This window comes from Streptomyces sp. NPDC051286, from assembly GCF_044455345.1.
In the GTDB taxonomy this organism is placed as follows: Bacteria; Actinomycetota; Actinomycetes; order Streptomycetales; family Streptomycetaceae; genus Streptomyces.
Map to the genome: position 1 here is coordinate 1 of NZ_JBITER010000046.1, position 14045 is coordinate 14045.

Genomic DNA, 14045 nt, shown 5'->3' on the forward strand with positions numbered 1-14045 from the left:
ACAAGGACCGCGACCACGACCGTTGGGGCCACAAGGACCGCGACCACGACCGTTGGGGCCACAAGGACCGCCGTGACAAGGACCGCGACCACGACCGTTGGGGCCACAAGGACCGCGACCACGACCGTTGGGGCCACAAGGACCGCCGTGACAAGGACCGCGACCACGACCGTTGGGGCCACAAGGACCGCGACCACGACCGTTGGGGCCACAAGGACCGCCGTGACAAGGACCGCGACCACGACGGTTGGGGCCACAAGGACCGCGACCACGACGGTCGTCGCTGACCCCCTGCACTCACCTGTCCTGACCCTCTGACCCCCGCTCCCTGACCCGGGAGCAGGGCCCCGCCCCATCCGCCCGCGGCGCACCCCGGCCCCCGGCCTCGGTGCGCCGCCTGACGTCTGGGGGTGCTTCGAGCCGTGGCGGTCACAGCCATCACCAGTGTGCACGGGGCGACGACGACGAAGGCCAGGGCCCGCAGCGGGTGCGGCACTGCGCGGCTTGCGTGCGGTTCTCCGCGGACGTGTGCGTGCCCATGCCCTTACGCCCCGTCTCCCTGCGGATCGGGGCGGCCGGGGGGCGCCCCCGTCATTCGGGGCCCGCGACCTCTTGTTCGGCCCACAGTGCCTTGCCGGTCCACCCGTATCGGGTGCCCCAGTGGGTGGCGGGCTGGGAGACGATGAAGAGCCCGCGTCCGCCTTCGTCGAAGGTCCGGGCGTGGCGCAGGTGCGGGGCCACCGGACTGCTGTCGTGGACCTCGCAGGTCAGCGAACGGTCCAGGATGGGCCGCAGGCGCAACGGCGGGCGGGCAGCGTGCGTGTGTCGCCGACGAGACCGCCGGGTACTCGCGCGGCCCGCAAGCTGACGCGGTCGGGCCCTCCCAAGGGGCGGGCGGCCGCGCTCCTGCCTAGCGTGGCAGCGTGAGCCACCAGGGATCCATCGACCGCAGCGGAGTGCCGTACGCCGCGCACGGCTGGGGTGAAGCTGTCCTGGCCGTGCTCGCCGGTCTCGTGGTCATGGCAGCCACCGCTGCCCTCGGTCTCTGGGCGGCAGGTGCGAGCGGTCTCCCCGGGGGCGCGTTCGCCCGTGTCGTCGCGGCCGTCGTGGTGATGGCGGCGGGCGGTTCCGTTTCCCTCTCGGGAAACGCCGGCGAACTGGTCAGGACCCATGCGGAATTCTCGGTGCTTCCCCTGTCCGTGACTCTGACCGGGGCCCTGGTCATCGCCGCCGGCTTTCTGCGGCCCCTGCGCCACCGGGCGGTCGCGGGCGCACGCGAACTGGCCGGCTGGGCGGCCCGGGTGGCGGTGCTGTGGGCGCTGGTCCTGATCGGCCTGTCGCTCCTGGCCCGTCAGAGTTTCGAGATTCCTGTCCAGAAACCGACCGGGGCTGTCATCGGTGACCTGCCGGACGCCTCGCCGACGGTCGGATTCAGGACCGACGTCCCGCTCACCCTGCTCCTCGGTCTGCTGTGGCTGGTGGGCGTCCTCGTCCTGGCGCTCGCCGTGTCGCGCGGTGCCCCGCTCCCGGCTCGCCTGCTGCGCTTCCAGGAGTCGGTGCGCCCGGCCGCGTACGCGATGGTGGCGCTGTTGCTCGCGTACGTCGTCCTGGGCGTGATCGTCGGACTCGTCGTCATGGTGACCCGGGGCCGCCCGGCCGAGACGGTTGCCGTGATCCTCCTGGGGCTGCCGAACCTCGTCTGGCTCGCGTACACACTCGGGCTCGGGGCAATCTGGGAGGGGAGGGTGGACGGGCCGTTCGGGCTGCCCATGCCGCAGGTGCTGGACTCGGTTCTGCGCACGCCGGACCTTTCCGCCCTCAGCGTGTCCACGCTCGCCGACCATGACGGTCGGGCCTGGTGGCTGGTCGTCGTCGCCGCCGTGCTGACCCTGGCCGCCGCCTTTCTCATGGCGGTGCGCTCGCCGGGCCGGATGCGGCCGTGGCAGCACGCCGTACACATGGCGGTGGCGCTCCTCGTCACCGTGCTGACCATCTGTCTCGTCGCCAGGGTCTCGGCGCACTACGGCCTGTCACTGCTGGGTATCGGGGACCTCGGCGGCGGTCTCGGCGGCGAGGTGACGCTGCGTCCGCGACTGGGATCCGCGATCGCCGTCGCCGTCGCATGGGGGCTGGTCACCGGCTTCCTCGGCGGCCTGCTCGCCTCAAAGATCCACCGACGGGGAGAAGTCCCGACAGGCTCTGGGTGACGACGGCATACCGGCCATGGGGGGCGCGGGTGCGGGGGACATCACGCGCCACCCGTCCGGGTGGGCGGATGCGTGGTGCCCGCCCCGGACCGGTCGACGGGCCGCAGGAGCTGTGCCGGTTCGGCATCGGCGGGATCCGCCGGGCGGTACGGGGCCACCCGCGCGGGGTCGACGATCTGCGTCGGCTCGGGCTCCGGTGCGTGCGCCTCGCCCGCTCCGCGGTCCGTGGGGGCACTGCTCGGCCGACCGGGACCGCCCGAGGCCGCGTACGTACTCAGCTGGGTGCCGTCGCAGTACACCCAGCGCTCGTGCTCGGCGTCGTACAGCCACATCGCCTCCCCGTCGGCGACCATGCCCACTCGCAGCCCCTGGGTCCGGCGGCGGAAGGTCTCCCCGTCGATCCGGTCCTCGGTCAGCTCCTCCGCGGCGCGCCGGTACTGCGTCAGTGACTCCTGGACCCGCGCCATCAGCGGCCAGGGGTCCGCGGTGCGCGCGAGCGGCTGTCCGGACTCCGGCGGACCGTGGGGGACGGAGACGAGCAGCCGGCCGTCGACCCATGCCGACCAGCCGTTGGCGCAGAGGATCTGTCCCCAGTCGCCCCGCCGGCCGAGCAGCTGGACGGGAAGCAGCGGGTCGAGCGGCTCGGTGGGCCGGGTCACGTCGGGCGCTTCCCAGGCGGACATCCCGTCCGAAGGGACCACGTGTGTGGGGCGGAATTCCGGTGTCGCCATGGGCTTCCGCCTCCGCTACTTCCGCATGATGACGGGCTCGTGCCGGCGGAGCAGCCGCGCCACCACCAGTCCGAAGACGACCGACAGCACCACCAGCATCCCCATGTTCAGCAGCCACGCCTCCGCAGAGTGCTCGAACAGTGGATCCGAGCTCACCTTTCCCGGCACGATCCTGGCGAGCCCGATGGTCCCGCCCATCGCCGCGAGCGCCCACCGGGACGGCACCAGCCACGCCAGCTGCTCCAACCCGGGCACCCCGTGCAGTTTCAGCAGCGCACCGCAGAACACGACCTGGACGATGGCGAGGAGCACCAGCAGCGGCATGGTGACCTCCTCCTTGCGCACCAGCGCGGAGACGATCAGACCGAGCATCATCGCCGTGAACGACAACAGGGCCACGGCCAGCGTGATTTCGACCAGTGGTGGCAGGAGAACGCCTTTGCCGCCCGGGGCGTTCAGATCGACGCCCACCAGACCGACCAGGGTCAGCACCACCGCCTGCAGCACCGTGACGGTGCCCAGGACAACCACTTTGGACATCAGATACGCCTGTCTGGACAGTCCGACGGCCCGCTCCCGCTGGTAGATCGCCCGCTCCTTGACCAGTTCCCGTACGGCATTGGCGGCGCCGGTCAGCACGCTGCCCACACAGAGGATCAGCAGCGCGTTGATCGCCGTGTCCTGGGTCAGCCGGCTACCGGCCAGGGCCCGGGTCATCGCGCCCATCACGAACGGCAGAGCGATCATGATGGCCAGGAAGGTCCGGTCGGCGCTCAGCGCGGCGGCGTACCGGCGGACCAGCGTCCACAGCTGAGCCTCCCTGCTCCGGGTCTTCGGCGGCGGCGCGACCGGGGCGGCCGCGGCGTGCGGCAGCCGGGGCTGCGCACTGGAGTTCGCGATGTACTGCCGGTGGAACGGGGAGGCGCGGTACTCCGCCGCCCATTTCCGGTCCCGGTCGTTCTCGAATGCCTCGAACGCCTCGGGCCACTGCTCGAATCCGAAGAAGGCGAGCGCGTCGTCCGGCGGCCCGTAGAAGGCGGTCTTCCCGCCGGGGGCCAGGACCAGCAGCCGGTGGCAGACATCGAGGCTGAGCACACTGTGCGTGACGACGATGACCGTACGCCCGTCGTCGGCGAGCTTGCGGAGCATATGCATGACCGAGCGGTCCATACCGGGGTCGAGCCCCGAGGTCGGCTCGTCGAGGAAGAGCAGCGACGGCCTCGTCAGCAATTCCAGTGCGACGCTGACGCGTTTGCGCTGGCCGCCGGAGAGGCTGTGGATCGATTGTTCCGTCCGCTTTTCCAGACCCAGCTCACGGATCACTTCGGTGACCCTGGCCCGGCGTTCCGACGGGGCCGTGTCGTGCGGGAAGCGGAGCTCGGCGGCGTACCCGAGGGCGCGGCGCACGGTCAGCTGGGAGTGCAGGATGTCGTCCTGTGGGACGAGCCCGATGCGATGGCGCAGCTCGGCGTAGTCGTGGTAGAGGTCGCGGCCGTCGTAAAGAACGCTGCCCTCGTCGGCCGGGCGGAGGCCGGTCAGTGCGTTGAGCAGGGTGGACTTGCCCGAGCCGCTCGGACCCACCACGCCGAGCAGGCACTTCTCGCCCACCGGGAACGAGACCTGGTCGAGCAACGTCTTGCGGCCCCGGTCCACGGTGACGGCCAGGTCCTGCACATCGAGCGAGACCTCACCGGTGTCGACGAACTCCTGCAGCACGTCGCCGACCAGAGAGAACTCGGAGTGACCGATACCGACGATGTCACCGGTGGCGACCAGAGCGCGGCCGACCAGCTGGCCGTTGAGATACGTCCCGTTGTGCGAGCCGAGGTCGACTATCTCGTATGTTCCGTCCGGATGTGCCCGCAGTTCGGCGTGCCGGTGCGAGACGGTCAGGTCGTCGACGACGAGGTCGTTGTCGGCGCTGCGGCCGATGCGTACGGTATGGACGGGCCGCGGTCGCACGACGGTCGGCTGCCGGAACGTACCGGTGGCGGCCGGCATGGAGACGGTGGACGGGCGGTCCGCCGGATGCACCGCGGGGGCCGGGGGCTCCCGACCGACCAGAACGGCGCACGGCCCGTCCGCGGGATGACCGAACCGGATGACGCTGCCGGGTCCTACGCCCGATTCCTGGATACGCCTGCCCTCGGTGTACGTACCGTTCGCGCTGTTCTCGTCCTTCAGGGACCAGTGGTCGGCAACGGGCCGGAGCACCGCATGGTGCCACGAGACCCGGTCATCGTCGATGACGATGTCGCTCAGCGGGTCGCGGCCGACGTGGTAGTTCCGGCTCGGACTCATCACCGTGGGTCCTGCGTCGGTTTCGAGAATGAGCTCGGGCGCAGTCGACGCGACAGGCCTCTCAGACATGGTCGAATTCTATCTATTGGTGGGGGTATCTGCTCATGGGTGCACCCCAGGCCGCCCTGTCGGAACATGGCGGGCTCACGGGGCCGGTGCATTTCCCCAGGCCTCACCGGACCCGATCTCCCGGCTGTCGTGGTGCGATGCCCAGCGGCCACGCCGCGGGTGCACCCTCGCTTCGACAGCCGGCGCGGACAAGCCGTCGACCTGACAGGGAAGGAGACCCGTCGCGGACCCGGGTGACGATCACTGAAGCGGACCCGCCTCATGGCACCCGCCTCGTCCCCTGGTCCCTCGGTCCGGGTCCAGCGCCGGGTTCCGGAACCAGGCAACCATGCCCAGGGCGGCCCTGGGGCCCCGGCCCGGTGCTGTCCACGGGGAAGGAGAACTCCCCGCATGTGCCGCCCCGTGCCCGCACGGGCGCGTCGTCCGCCGACCAGGGAGCCGCCTCCCGCGCGACGGCCGGGCGTCGCACCGGAGGCGGCCTCCCGATTGCTCAGGCGCCCAGTGCCGCCGAGACCACGGCCTTGGCCTCGTCCTGCACCCGGCCGAGGTGATCGGACCCGAGGAACGACTCCGCGTAGATCTTGTAGACGTCCTCGGTGCCCGAGGGGCGGGCGGCGAACCAGGCGTTCTCCGTGGTCACCTTGATGCCGCCGATCGGTGCGCCGTTGCCGGGAGCCGAGGTGAGCACCGCCGTGACCGGTTCGCCGGCCAGCGTGCCGGCCGTGACCTGCTCCGGCGAGAGCTTGGCGAGTACCGCCTTCTGTTCACGGTCCGCGGGGGCATCGATGCGGGCGTACGCGGGCTCGCCGAAGCGGGCGGTGAGCCCGGCGTAGTGCTCGGACGGCGACTTCCCCGTCACGGCGAGGATCTCCGAGGCGAGCAGCGCCAGAATGATGCCGTCCTTGTCGGTCGTCCACACCGATCCGTCACGGCGCAGGAACGACGCGCCGGCCGACTCCTCGCCGCCGAATCCGAGCGACCCGTCGACCAGACCGTCCACGAACCACTTGAAGCCGACCGGTACCTCGACCAGCCGCCGTCCGAGAGCGTCGGCGACCCGGTCGATCATCCCTGACGACACCAGGGTCTTGCCGACGCCCGCCGCGTCCGGCCACTGATCACGGTGCGCGTACAGGTAGTTGATGGCGACCGCGAGATAGTGGTTCGGGTTCATCAGCCCGCCGTCCGGGGTCACGATGCCGTGCCGGTCCGCATCGGCGTCATTCCCCGTCGCGATCCGATACCGGTCCCGTTGACCGATCAGCGACGCCATCGCGTACGGCGAGGAGCAGTCCATCCGGATCTTGCCGTCCCAGTCCAGCGTCATGAACCGCCAGGTGGGGTCGGTCAGCGGATTGACGACGGTCAGATCGAGCCGGTGCTGCTCGGCAATACGGCCCCAGTACGCGACCGACGCCCCGCCCAGCGGGTCCGCGCCGATCCGGACCCCGGCCGCGCGGATCGCGTCGAGGTCGAGCACGGACGGCAGGTCCGCGACATAGGTGCCGAGGAAGTCGTACGTGGAGGTGGTCGGCGCCGCCAGTGCGCGGACGTACGGCAGCCTCCGTACGTCCTTCATGCCGGCCGCGATGATCTCGTTGGCCCGCTCCTGGATCCTGCCGGTCGCCTCGGACCCGGCGGGGCCGCCGTTCGGCGGGTTGTATTTGAATCCGCCGTCGCCCGGCGGGTTGTGCGACGGAGTGACCACAACGCCGTCGGCGAGACCCGAGGTACGGCCCCGGTTGTGGGCGAGGATGGCGTGCGACACCGCCGGGGTGGGGGTGTAACCGTCGGCCGAGTCGATCAGCACAGTCACATCATTGGCGGCGAACACCTCGATCGCGGTGGCCCGTGCGGGCTCGGACAGCGCATGGGTGTCAGATCCGAGGAACAGCGGACCGTCCGTGCCCTGCTGCGCACGGTACTCGCTGATGGCCTGACTGGTCGCGGCGATGTGGTCCTCGTTGAACGACGTGGCCGTCGACGTCCCGCGGTGACCCGAGGTGCCGAACGCCACCCGCTGGTCCGGCTCGGCCGGATCGGGATGCAACGTGTAATACGCCGTCACCAGCCTGGCCACATCGGTCAGGTCCTCCGGATGTGCCTGCTGTCCGGCTCGTTCGTGCGGCATCTGCCCACTCCTCCGTATCGGTCGGTCGTTGCGATTTGCCCGCCGGATCAGTTTTCCCGATGGCCGATGTGGACCGTTGGCTGCCCGGCCCTACGCACCGCCACGGCGGCGGCGTACCCGGCGGGGACCAGCACATCGGTGACGGTCCAGCCCGCGGGGCCGGGCTCCGGCACGGGCCCGGTGCCCAGATGGTCCAGCGAGAGCTCGCGAGCGAGCCCGATCCCCTCGCCCTTCAGATATGCCTCTTTGCGGGTCCACGCCCGGGCGAAGGCGACGGGCCTGTCCTCCGCGCGGAGTTCTGCCAGCTCCTTTACCTCCGCCGGATGCAGCATCGACCCGACGTCTGCAGCGGCCGTGTCGTTCGGTACCGCCTCCACGTCCACCCCGACCGGCGCGGCGGCGAACGCCAGCAGCGACAGGTCCCGGCTGTGCGACAGGGAGAAATGCACCCCGCCGTCGGTCGCCGGACGGCCGTGCGGACCACCGCAGGACGGGCACGGCTCACGGACCAGCCGCACTTCGCGCGGTTCGACACCCAGCCGGGCGCCGAGCAGCATCCGCAGCGCCACATGGGCCGCGACATAACAGCGCCGGTCGGCCGGAGCGACGAATCTCTCGGCACGCCGCTGTTCCCCGGCGTCGAGAATTCCGGGCGCCAGCCGCTCGGCCGCATCACCGTGCCGCACTGCGTCCACGATCCACAGGGCGGGTATCCCGGCAGGCCAGGAGGGCAGCACGCCCCGGGTGCCGTCGGCCGGGTCGAACTCGATGGGCTGATGCACCGGTCGGATCATCTCCAATCACCTGGCGAACGCCGTGAGGGAGTGTCACCGGCGCGGGGAACAGTGCCGATTCTATGGAGACCCCGACCGGACCCGGCATGGATGAGTCCACGATGTGAGCAGGTCACCGCGCAACGGAGGAACGAGATGATGCCCCATCGTTCTGCGCCGGCCGACCCCGTACTGCTGCGGAGGGGCACCGCCGAGGGCGCGGCGCCCCTCACCGGGCTCGTCCCGCATGCACCGGCTCTGAAGGGTGTGGACGCGACCTGTTGCGCTGTCCGGATGATCACGCTCAAGGCGGCAGCGGGTCCCGGACGAAGGACCCGGGGTCCGCGGCGGTCGACGACGCCGTCGACGCCATTGCGGCCCGGGGGACTCTGCCCGTCGTCGCGGCGGGGAACAGTTCATTGGACGCCTGCACCATCTCCCCGGCCCGCGCGGCACACGTGGTCACGGTCGCGGCCAGCGATGCTCAGGACCGGCAGACCGGCTTCAGCAACTACGGCCCCTGCGTGGAGATGTACGCTCTCGGCTCGGCGATCGTATCGGCCAAGCTCGGCGGTGGTTCGGTGGCCATGAGCGGAACCTCCATGGCCAGCCCTCATGTTGCCGGGGCCGCCGCTCTCTACAAGCAGTGGAAGCCGGCCGCCACGCCGAACGACCTCACTCGCTGGCTCGTCGACCAGTCGTCCAAGAACGTCCTGTCGTCCCTGGGCGCGGGTTCACCGAACCGGCTCCTCTACACCGCGGGGCTCTGATCCCGATCCTCTGAAGCCGTCCGACCGGCGGGGTCCACATCCGCGGGCCCCGCTTGCTGCTGTGCGGAGCACAGTTCTTTTGCTCTCCCGCACGTCCATTGCGCCATGTGCGACGCCGTCTGCCGATCGGCGTGGCGCGCTCCGGCGCCGGGCGTGGGGCGGAGTCCACCGGGCACTGTGGCTGCAAGCGCCTCCGCTGACGGGCCGAGGGGCGTCGTTCGGTGGAGAGGGCGCTCCCGGCGCGCCGTCGCCGACGAGTACGGGGCCATGTTCGTCGGCGGGGTGTCGCTCCCCGACGCCGGACACCTCGCCCGCCATCTGCGCCCCGGCGAACTGCACACCGCCTTCAGCTCAATGTTCCGCGGCGTGGTTGCGCGGCTGACGGCTGCGCGGGCGGATCGCGGCGGTTCCGGGGCTGCGGCACAGTGGTCGTATGGATGATCTCAACGCCCTCGCCGACGAGCATCTGGCCGCCGCCCGTACGTCCCCGCACGGCCGCAGCGCCCACCTCCTGCTGCGGCAGGAGCCCCTGCGGCAGACGGTCATCGCGCTCACCGCGGGCTCGGCCCTCGACGAGCACAACGCGCCGCCCGCCGCCTCGCTCCAGGTCCTGCGGGGGTCCGTCCGCCTCACCGCGGCCTCCGGCGACGTGGAAGTGACCGCCGGAGGGCTGCAGCCCATCCCGCACGAACGGCACGGACTGCTGGCGCTGCAGGACGCGGTGGTGCTGCTGACCGCGGTCAACGACTGACCTCACCGCGCCCGGACCCGTACCCGCTCCAGCACCCAGAGCACGAAGCTGCCTGCGGCCAGCGAACCGCCCACGACGCAGATGCCGGTCCAGCCCGCGCGCGACCAGACCACCGAGGCGAGTGCCGCTCCCGCGGCCCCGCCCAGGAAGAAGAGGGTCATGAACCCGGAGTTGATCCGGTTGCGGGCCTCCGGGCGGAGCGCGTAGATCACGTTCTGACTGCTGTTGAGGGCCGCCTGCTGGGCCACGTTCAGCGAGATCACGCCGAGCGAGAGCCACAAAAGCGAGGACTCGCCGGCGAGGAGCAGCAGCCAGGAGAGGGCGAGCAGGGCGGCCGAGGCCCCGGAGACCGCCTGCACACGGCCGCGGTCGCTCAGCCGGGCCGCGAAGTTCATGCCCACCACACCGATGACGCCCACGAGTCCGAACAGTCCGATCGCGGCCGCGTTCCAGTTGTAGGGCGCCCGGGTCAGCAGGAAGGTCAGCGCGGTCAACTGCACGCTGTACGAGGCCATGGAGAAGGCGGCGACGGCGGACCGCCAGCGCAGCAGGGGCTCCGTGCGCAGCAGGGAGAGGGTGGAGCGCAGCAGCCCGGCGTATCCCATCGGGGCGGTGTCGTCCGACCGGGGCAGCCGGGGCAGATGGCGGTGCAGGAGCACAGCCATGGCCGCCATGAGCAGGGCGTTCACCCAGTACGCGGTCCGCCAGCCGCCGAGCTCCGACAGCGCGCCGGAGGCCAGACGCCCGACCAGGCCGCCGAGCAGGACGCCCGACATGACGAGGCCGACGATCCTGCCGCGTTCGGCCGGAGCCGCGAGAGTCGCCGCGAACGGCACCACGACCTGGGCGCCGACGGAGGTGAGCGCCGTGAGTGCCGTCCCGGCGATCAGCAGGGGGCCGGTGGGAGCACCGGCGGTCAGCAGCAGGAAGAGCGCCGTCAGCGCGAACAGGCCCACCGCCAGCCTGCGGCGCTCCATGACGTCCCCGAGCGGTACCAGCAGGATCAGGCCGAGCGCGTAGCCGCCCTGGGCGGCGGTCACGATCAGCCCTGCCGCCGTGACACCGATGTGCAGATTCGCCTCGATCACGTCGAGGAGCGGCTGCGCGAAGTAGTTGCCCGCGGCCGAGAGCCCGGCCGCGACGGCCATCAGGAGAACGAGCCCGCGGCCGAGGACGGGCGACGCCTCGGGCGGGGTCGGCAGAGCTGTGCTGCGCCATAGCGCCTGTGTGGAGTGAGCCATGCCCCTCAGCCTCGGGGACAGGACATTCATGAGTCCAACACATGTTTTTCATTCGATCGATCGTGGTTCACGATAGATGGATGGAGCTTCAGCAGATGCGGTACGTGGTGGCGGTGGCGGAGCTGGAAAATTTCACGCGCGCCGCGAAGAAATGCCTGGTCGTCCAGTCGGCTCTGAGTCATCAGATCGCCCGTCTGGAGAAGGAGCTCGGCGCCCGGCTGTTCGATCGCACGAGCCGTCAGGTCCGGCTCACCGCCGCCGGTGAGGCGTTCCTGCCGGCGGCCCGACAGGCGCTGGACGCGGCCGAGCGGGCCCGCGCCGAGGTGACGGCAGCGGCGGGGGAGATCAGCGGGCGTCTCGGAATCGGGGCGATCCCGACGCTCTCCGCGGTCGACATTCCGGCCGCACTGCGGGAGTTTCATCTCCGCCACCCGAAGGTCCGTATCGACCTGAGGGAAGGGGCGAGCAAGGACCTCGTCCAGGAAGTGCAGGACGGGACGCTCGACGTGGCGTTTCTCGGTGTACTGCCGAGCTACCGGCCGAAGGGGGTGCGCGACCGTGAACTGGGTCGCGGGGAACTCGCCGCTGTGGTGGCGCCCGGCCACCCACTGGCCGATGAGTCCCAGGTGGACCTGGAACGGCTGGCGCGGGAGACGTTCGTCGACTACCCCGCCGGGACCGCGGCCCGCGCCCAGTCGGAGGAGGCCTTCGAAGCGTCCGGACTCACCCGTGAAGTGGCGTTCGAGGTCAGCGGAACCGATTTCATCGTCCGGTTGGTACGCAGCGGACTGGTCGTCGCTCTCCTGCCCGCCGCGTTCGCGGCGGAGCTGACGGGGCTCACCGTGCTTCCGGTGCGCAATGCGCCCGCACGGACGGAACGGCTGGTGTGGAGCCGGTTCCGCCCCACACCGGCGGCTGCGGCATTCCTGGCGGGTCTGGGCATCGGGGACGACGAGCTCTGTCCCAAGACCCTGTGAGGAGAGACTTTCAGCCCGTTGGGCCGGCAGCGGGTACGGGACCGGCGCCCCGCCGAGGGATGCCCCGGCAAGGACCTGGGCAGGTAGTGGTGTACGAGCCGGACCGGGGTCGGGCAGTCGGGTGCAGAAGGGTGTGCGATGTGAGCGAGCGGACCGAGTGGCAGTTCTCCGACGACCGTGGACAACTGTCGAGTGCTGGGCGGCGCCCGTCGCGTGTACTCGCCTATGTCCAGGCCGGAGCCACGCTGTGGGACCACGGGATACGTCCGAGCGGGATCTTCGGATCGGACCACGACGGCGAGTCGCCCGACCGGGCCAAGACCGGTTCGCTGCCGCTCACCGAGGTCGACTATCTCGGTGCGGGCAGCGTCCTGGACGTGGACGCCCTCCTGCGGGGTGAGCCGGACCTCGTGGTGGCCGTCAGCTACGGGGGAGGACATGTCTACGGGCTGGCCCCGGAGACCGCCAAGCACCTGGAGGAGCACGTTCCGGTCGTCGTGATCGATGTGGGCCAGGCACGCACCCTCGCCGACATCGGTCACCGGTTCGCCGAACTGGCCCGCTCGCTCGGGGCCGAGGAGGGAGGGGCGTCGGCGACGCAGGACCTGGAAGCAGCCCGGGAGCGGCTGCGTGGTCTCGCCGCGGGTCCGTCCCAGCCCCGGGTCCTCGCCCTGTCACCGGCGGGGCAAGACCAGGCGCATCTCGCGCGCCCCCGCATGTGGCCGGAGCTGCGCGTACTGGCGGAACTGGGCGTCGACGTCCTCGAACCGGCCGCCGGGCCCGGTGCCAACTGGTCCACGGTCGGCTGGGCGGAGGCGGCGGCCCTCCGTCCCAGGATCCTGCTCACCGACATCCGGTCCAATGCCACACCCCTGGACCGGCTCCGGTCGAACGCTGACTGGTCGGCGCTTGAGCGGGCGGCCGCAGTGGTGCCGTGGAATCCGGAACCGGTATGCAGCCCCCGGGCCCATGCACGGTTCCTGACGCTGGTGGCCGACGCGGTGGAGGCGGCGCAGGGCCGGTAACGCGCACGGGAACCGCCACACCGCCCGGCACGTCCGACGGGCAAGCGGCGAGGGCCGAGGGCGCACAGGGGTGGGGCATGAGCAGAGGCAGGGCGGGCGGAACGGTTGCGGTGATCCTGGTGACCGCGCTGTCGGTGGTGGCGTGCAGCGGGGGTGCCTCCGAGGATCTCGTGACCGAGGGGAGTCCACCGGCCACGCCCTACAGCGGCCCGCTCGACGTACCGCATCCGAACGTCGAAGCCGACACCCCGCAGGCGAGGAAGACGGAATCGGGAGCAGCCGGCCGCGCTCTGGAATGCGCGGGGGACATCTACTCCGGCGGCGGCAGTGAACCCTGGAGCAAGGGCGACGGCGGGGCGACGCCCGAGGAAGGGCTGAAGCTGTACTTCGAGAACGAGCAGCCCGATCTGCCGCAGTACGGCTATCGCGTGGAACGCGAGGAGGCGGACCGGGTCCTGTACTCGTTCGACGTGGACCGCAGGACGAAGATCGCCGTCGTCGTCGCCAAGGACCGCAAGGGACGCCCGGGGTGGGGTCCGGAGACCGCAGCTTCGTGCGACCCGGCGGAGCTGCCCTCGAGCTACACGGACAAGCAGCCGTACCGGATCTGGACCGACAAGGACGGCCACCGGGTGCCCGTGTCCGAGCTGAACAGTTCGGCGGGCGCTGCGCACTGCGACTGGCAGGAGGCGAACTTCCTTGAATGGGGTGTGGGTTCGGGGGAGCGCTCGGCCGACCGGAAGGTCTACGCGCGTGACCCTGAGGGCGTACTCCCGTCCGGCATGCTCACCTCGGCGTACGACGGGGACGTGACGATGCCGGCCGGTGCGCGGTCCACGGGCTACCATCTGGACGACTGGGAACTGTGGCTGACGGACGACCTGTCCAGGGTCTATGTCCGCACCCCGGACGGGGTGGAGGCGTGGCCTGCCATGAAGCAGCACATGGGATGCCGGTGACCTGTCCGCCGTGCCGGCCCCAGGGCGGGTCCGAGGGCCCGCCCTGGGGCGCCGATGCTGGTGGTACCAACAGCGTCCCAAGCGCCGGACGGCCCCGCAGGGCGCCGGGG

At 71.1% G+C, this 14045-nt stretch carries 11 protein-coding genes and 2 pseudogenes; 7 read left to right on the top strand and 6 right to left on the bottom strand.

Features of this window, described 5'->3' with window-relative positions; translation table 11 throughout:
- A pseudogene (locus ACIBB8_RS30885) lies at positions 1–287 on the top strand (hypothetical protein); the annotation flags it as partial.
- Between the two features lie 304 nt (positions 288–591).
- Here the strand turns inward: ACIBB8_RS30885 and ACIBB8_RS30890 are convergent.
- Positions 592–810, bottom strand: a pseudogene (locus ACIBB8_RS30890) (ATP-binding protein); the annotation flags it as partial.
- 113 nt (positions 811–923) lie between these two features.
- Here ACIBB8_RS30890 and ACIBB8_RS30895 point away from each other — a divergent pair.
- The gene (locus ACIBB8_RS30895; RefSeq protein WP_398957706.1) at positions 924–2207 is read left to right on the top strand and encodes a streptophobe family protein; all 1284 of its coding nucleotides are present in this window, start codon (positions 924–926) and stop codon (positions 2205–2207) included.
- A 41-nt stretch (positions 2208–2248) separates the two neighbouring features.
- Here the strand turns inward: ACIBB8_RS30895 and ACIBB8_RS30900 are convergent, their stop codons facing one another.
- The 4 genes from ACIBB8_RS30900 to ACIBB8_RS30915 form a co-directional block, all read right to left on the bottom strand.
- Positions 2249–2938, bottom strand: coding sequence for a hypothetical protein (locus ACIBB8_RS30900; protein ID WP_398957709.1), 690 nt, complete (start codon positions 2936–2938; stop codon positions 2249–2251).
- 15 nt (positions 2939–2953) lie between these two features.
- Positions 2954–5308: an FHA domain-containing protein gene (locus tag ACIBB8_RS30905; protein ID WP_398957711.1), complete on the bottom strand. Its 2355-nt coding sequence runs from the start codon at positions 5306–5308 to the stop codon at positions 2954–2956.
- A 490-nt stretch (positions 5309–5798) separates the two neighbouring features.
- Positions 5799–7439 (bottom strand): phosphoglucomutase (alpha-D-glucose-1,6-bisphosphate-dependent), encoded by a 1641-nt coding sequence (pgm, locus tag ACIBB8_RS30910; protein ID WP_398957713.1) that lies wholly within the window; start codon positions 7437–7439, stop codon positions 5799–5801.
- Between the two features lie 47 nt (positions 7440–7486).
- On the bottom strand, positions 7487–8221 hold the full coding sequence (locus ACIBB8_RS30915) for a 4'-phosphopantetheinyl transferase family protein (protein WP_398957715.1): 735 nt from the start codon (positions 8219–8221) through the stop codon (positions 7487–7489).
- Positions 8222–8493: 272 nt separating this feature from the next.
- Here ACIBB8_RS30915 and ACIBB8_RS30920 point away from each other — a divergent pair, with 272 nt between their 5' ends.
- Positions 8494–8982, top strand: a complete 489-nt coding sequence (locus tag ACIBB8_RS30920) for a S8 family serine peptidase (RefSeq protein WP_398957718.1) — start codon at positions 8494–8496, stop codon at positions 8980–8982.
- Positions 8983–9415: 433 nt separating this feature from the next.
- Positions 9416–9733: a cupin gene (locus ACIBB8_RS30925; protein WP_366695324.1), complete on the top strand. Its 318-nt coding sequence runs from the start codon at positions 9416–9418 to the stop codon at positions 9731–9733.
- 2 nt (positions 9734–9735) lie between these two features.
- Here the strand turns inward: ACIBB8_RS30925 and ACIBB8_RS30930 are convergent, their stop codons facing one another.
- Positions 9736–10974, bottom strand: coding sequence for an MFS transporter (locus ACIBB8_RS30930; RefSeq protein WP_398957720.1), 1239 nt, complete (start codon positions 10972–10974; stop codon positions 9736–9738).
- An 80-nt stretch (positions 10975–11054) separates the two neighbouring features.
- Here ACIBB8_RS30930 and ACIBB8_RS30935 point away from each other — a divergent pair, with 80 nt between their 5' ends.
- The 3 genes from ACIBB8_RS30935 to ACIBB8_RS30945 all read left to right on the top strand — a co-directional run bounded on the left by ACIBB8_RS30935 (position 11055) and on the right by ACIBB8_RS30945 (position 13935).
- The gene (locus ACIBB8_RS30935; RefSeq protein WP_398957722.1) at positions 11055–11951 is read left to right on the top strand and encodes a LysR family transcriptional regulator; all 897 of its coding nucleotides are present in this window, start codon (positions 11055–11057) and stop codon (positions 11949–11951) included.
- A gap of 140 nt (positions 11952–12091) precedes the next feature.
- The gene (locus tag ACIBB8_RS30940; RefSeq protein ID WP_398957724.1) at positions 12092–12976 is read left to right on the top strand and encodes an ABC transporter substrate-binding protein; all 885 of its coding nucleotides are present in this window, start codon (positions 12092–12094) and stop codon (positions 12974–12976) included.
- A gap of 77 nt (positions 12977–13053) precedes the next feature.
- Entirely contained in the window at positions 13054–13935 is an 882-nt protein-coding gene (locus ACIBB8_RS30945) for a hypothetical protein (protein WP_398957726.1), read from the top strand.
- Positions 13936–14045: the final 110 nt, after the last annotated feature.

What these genes read in the sequence shown, in the direction of transcription:
- ACIBB8_RS30900 (WP_398957709.1), bottom strand. Translation starts at nt 2,938, where the DNA reads ATGGCGACACCGGAATTCCGCCCCACACACGTGGTCCCTTCGGACGGG.
- ACIBB8_RS30945 (WP_398957726.1), top strand. Translation starts at nt 13,054, where the DNA reads ATGAGCAGAGGCAGGGCGGGCGGAACGGTTGCGGTGATCCTGGTGACC.
- ACIBB8_RS30935 (WP_398957722.1), top strand. Translation starts at nt 11,055, where the DNA reads ATGGAGCTTCAGCAGATGCGGTACGTGGTGGCGGTGGCGGAGCTGGAA.
- ACIBB8_RS30925 (WP_366695324.1), top strand. Translation starts at nt 9,416, where the DNA reads ATGGATGATCTCAACGCCCTCGCCGACGAGCATCTGGCCGCCGCCCGT.
- ACIBB8_RS30905 (WP_398957711.1), bottom strand. Translation starts at nt 5,308, where the DNA reads ATGTCTGAGAGGCCTGTCGCGTCGACTGCGCCCGAGCTCATTCTCGAA.
- pgm (WP_398957713.1), bottom strand. Translation starts at nt 7,439, where the DNA reads ATGCCGCACGAACGAGCCGGACAGCAGGCACATCCGGAGGACCTGACC.
- ACIBB8_RS30930 (WP_398957720.1), bottom strand. Translation starts at nt 10,974, where the DNA reads ATGGCTCACTCCACACAGGCGCTATGGCGCAGCACAGCTCTGCCGACC.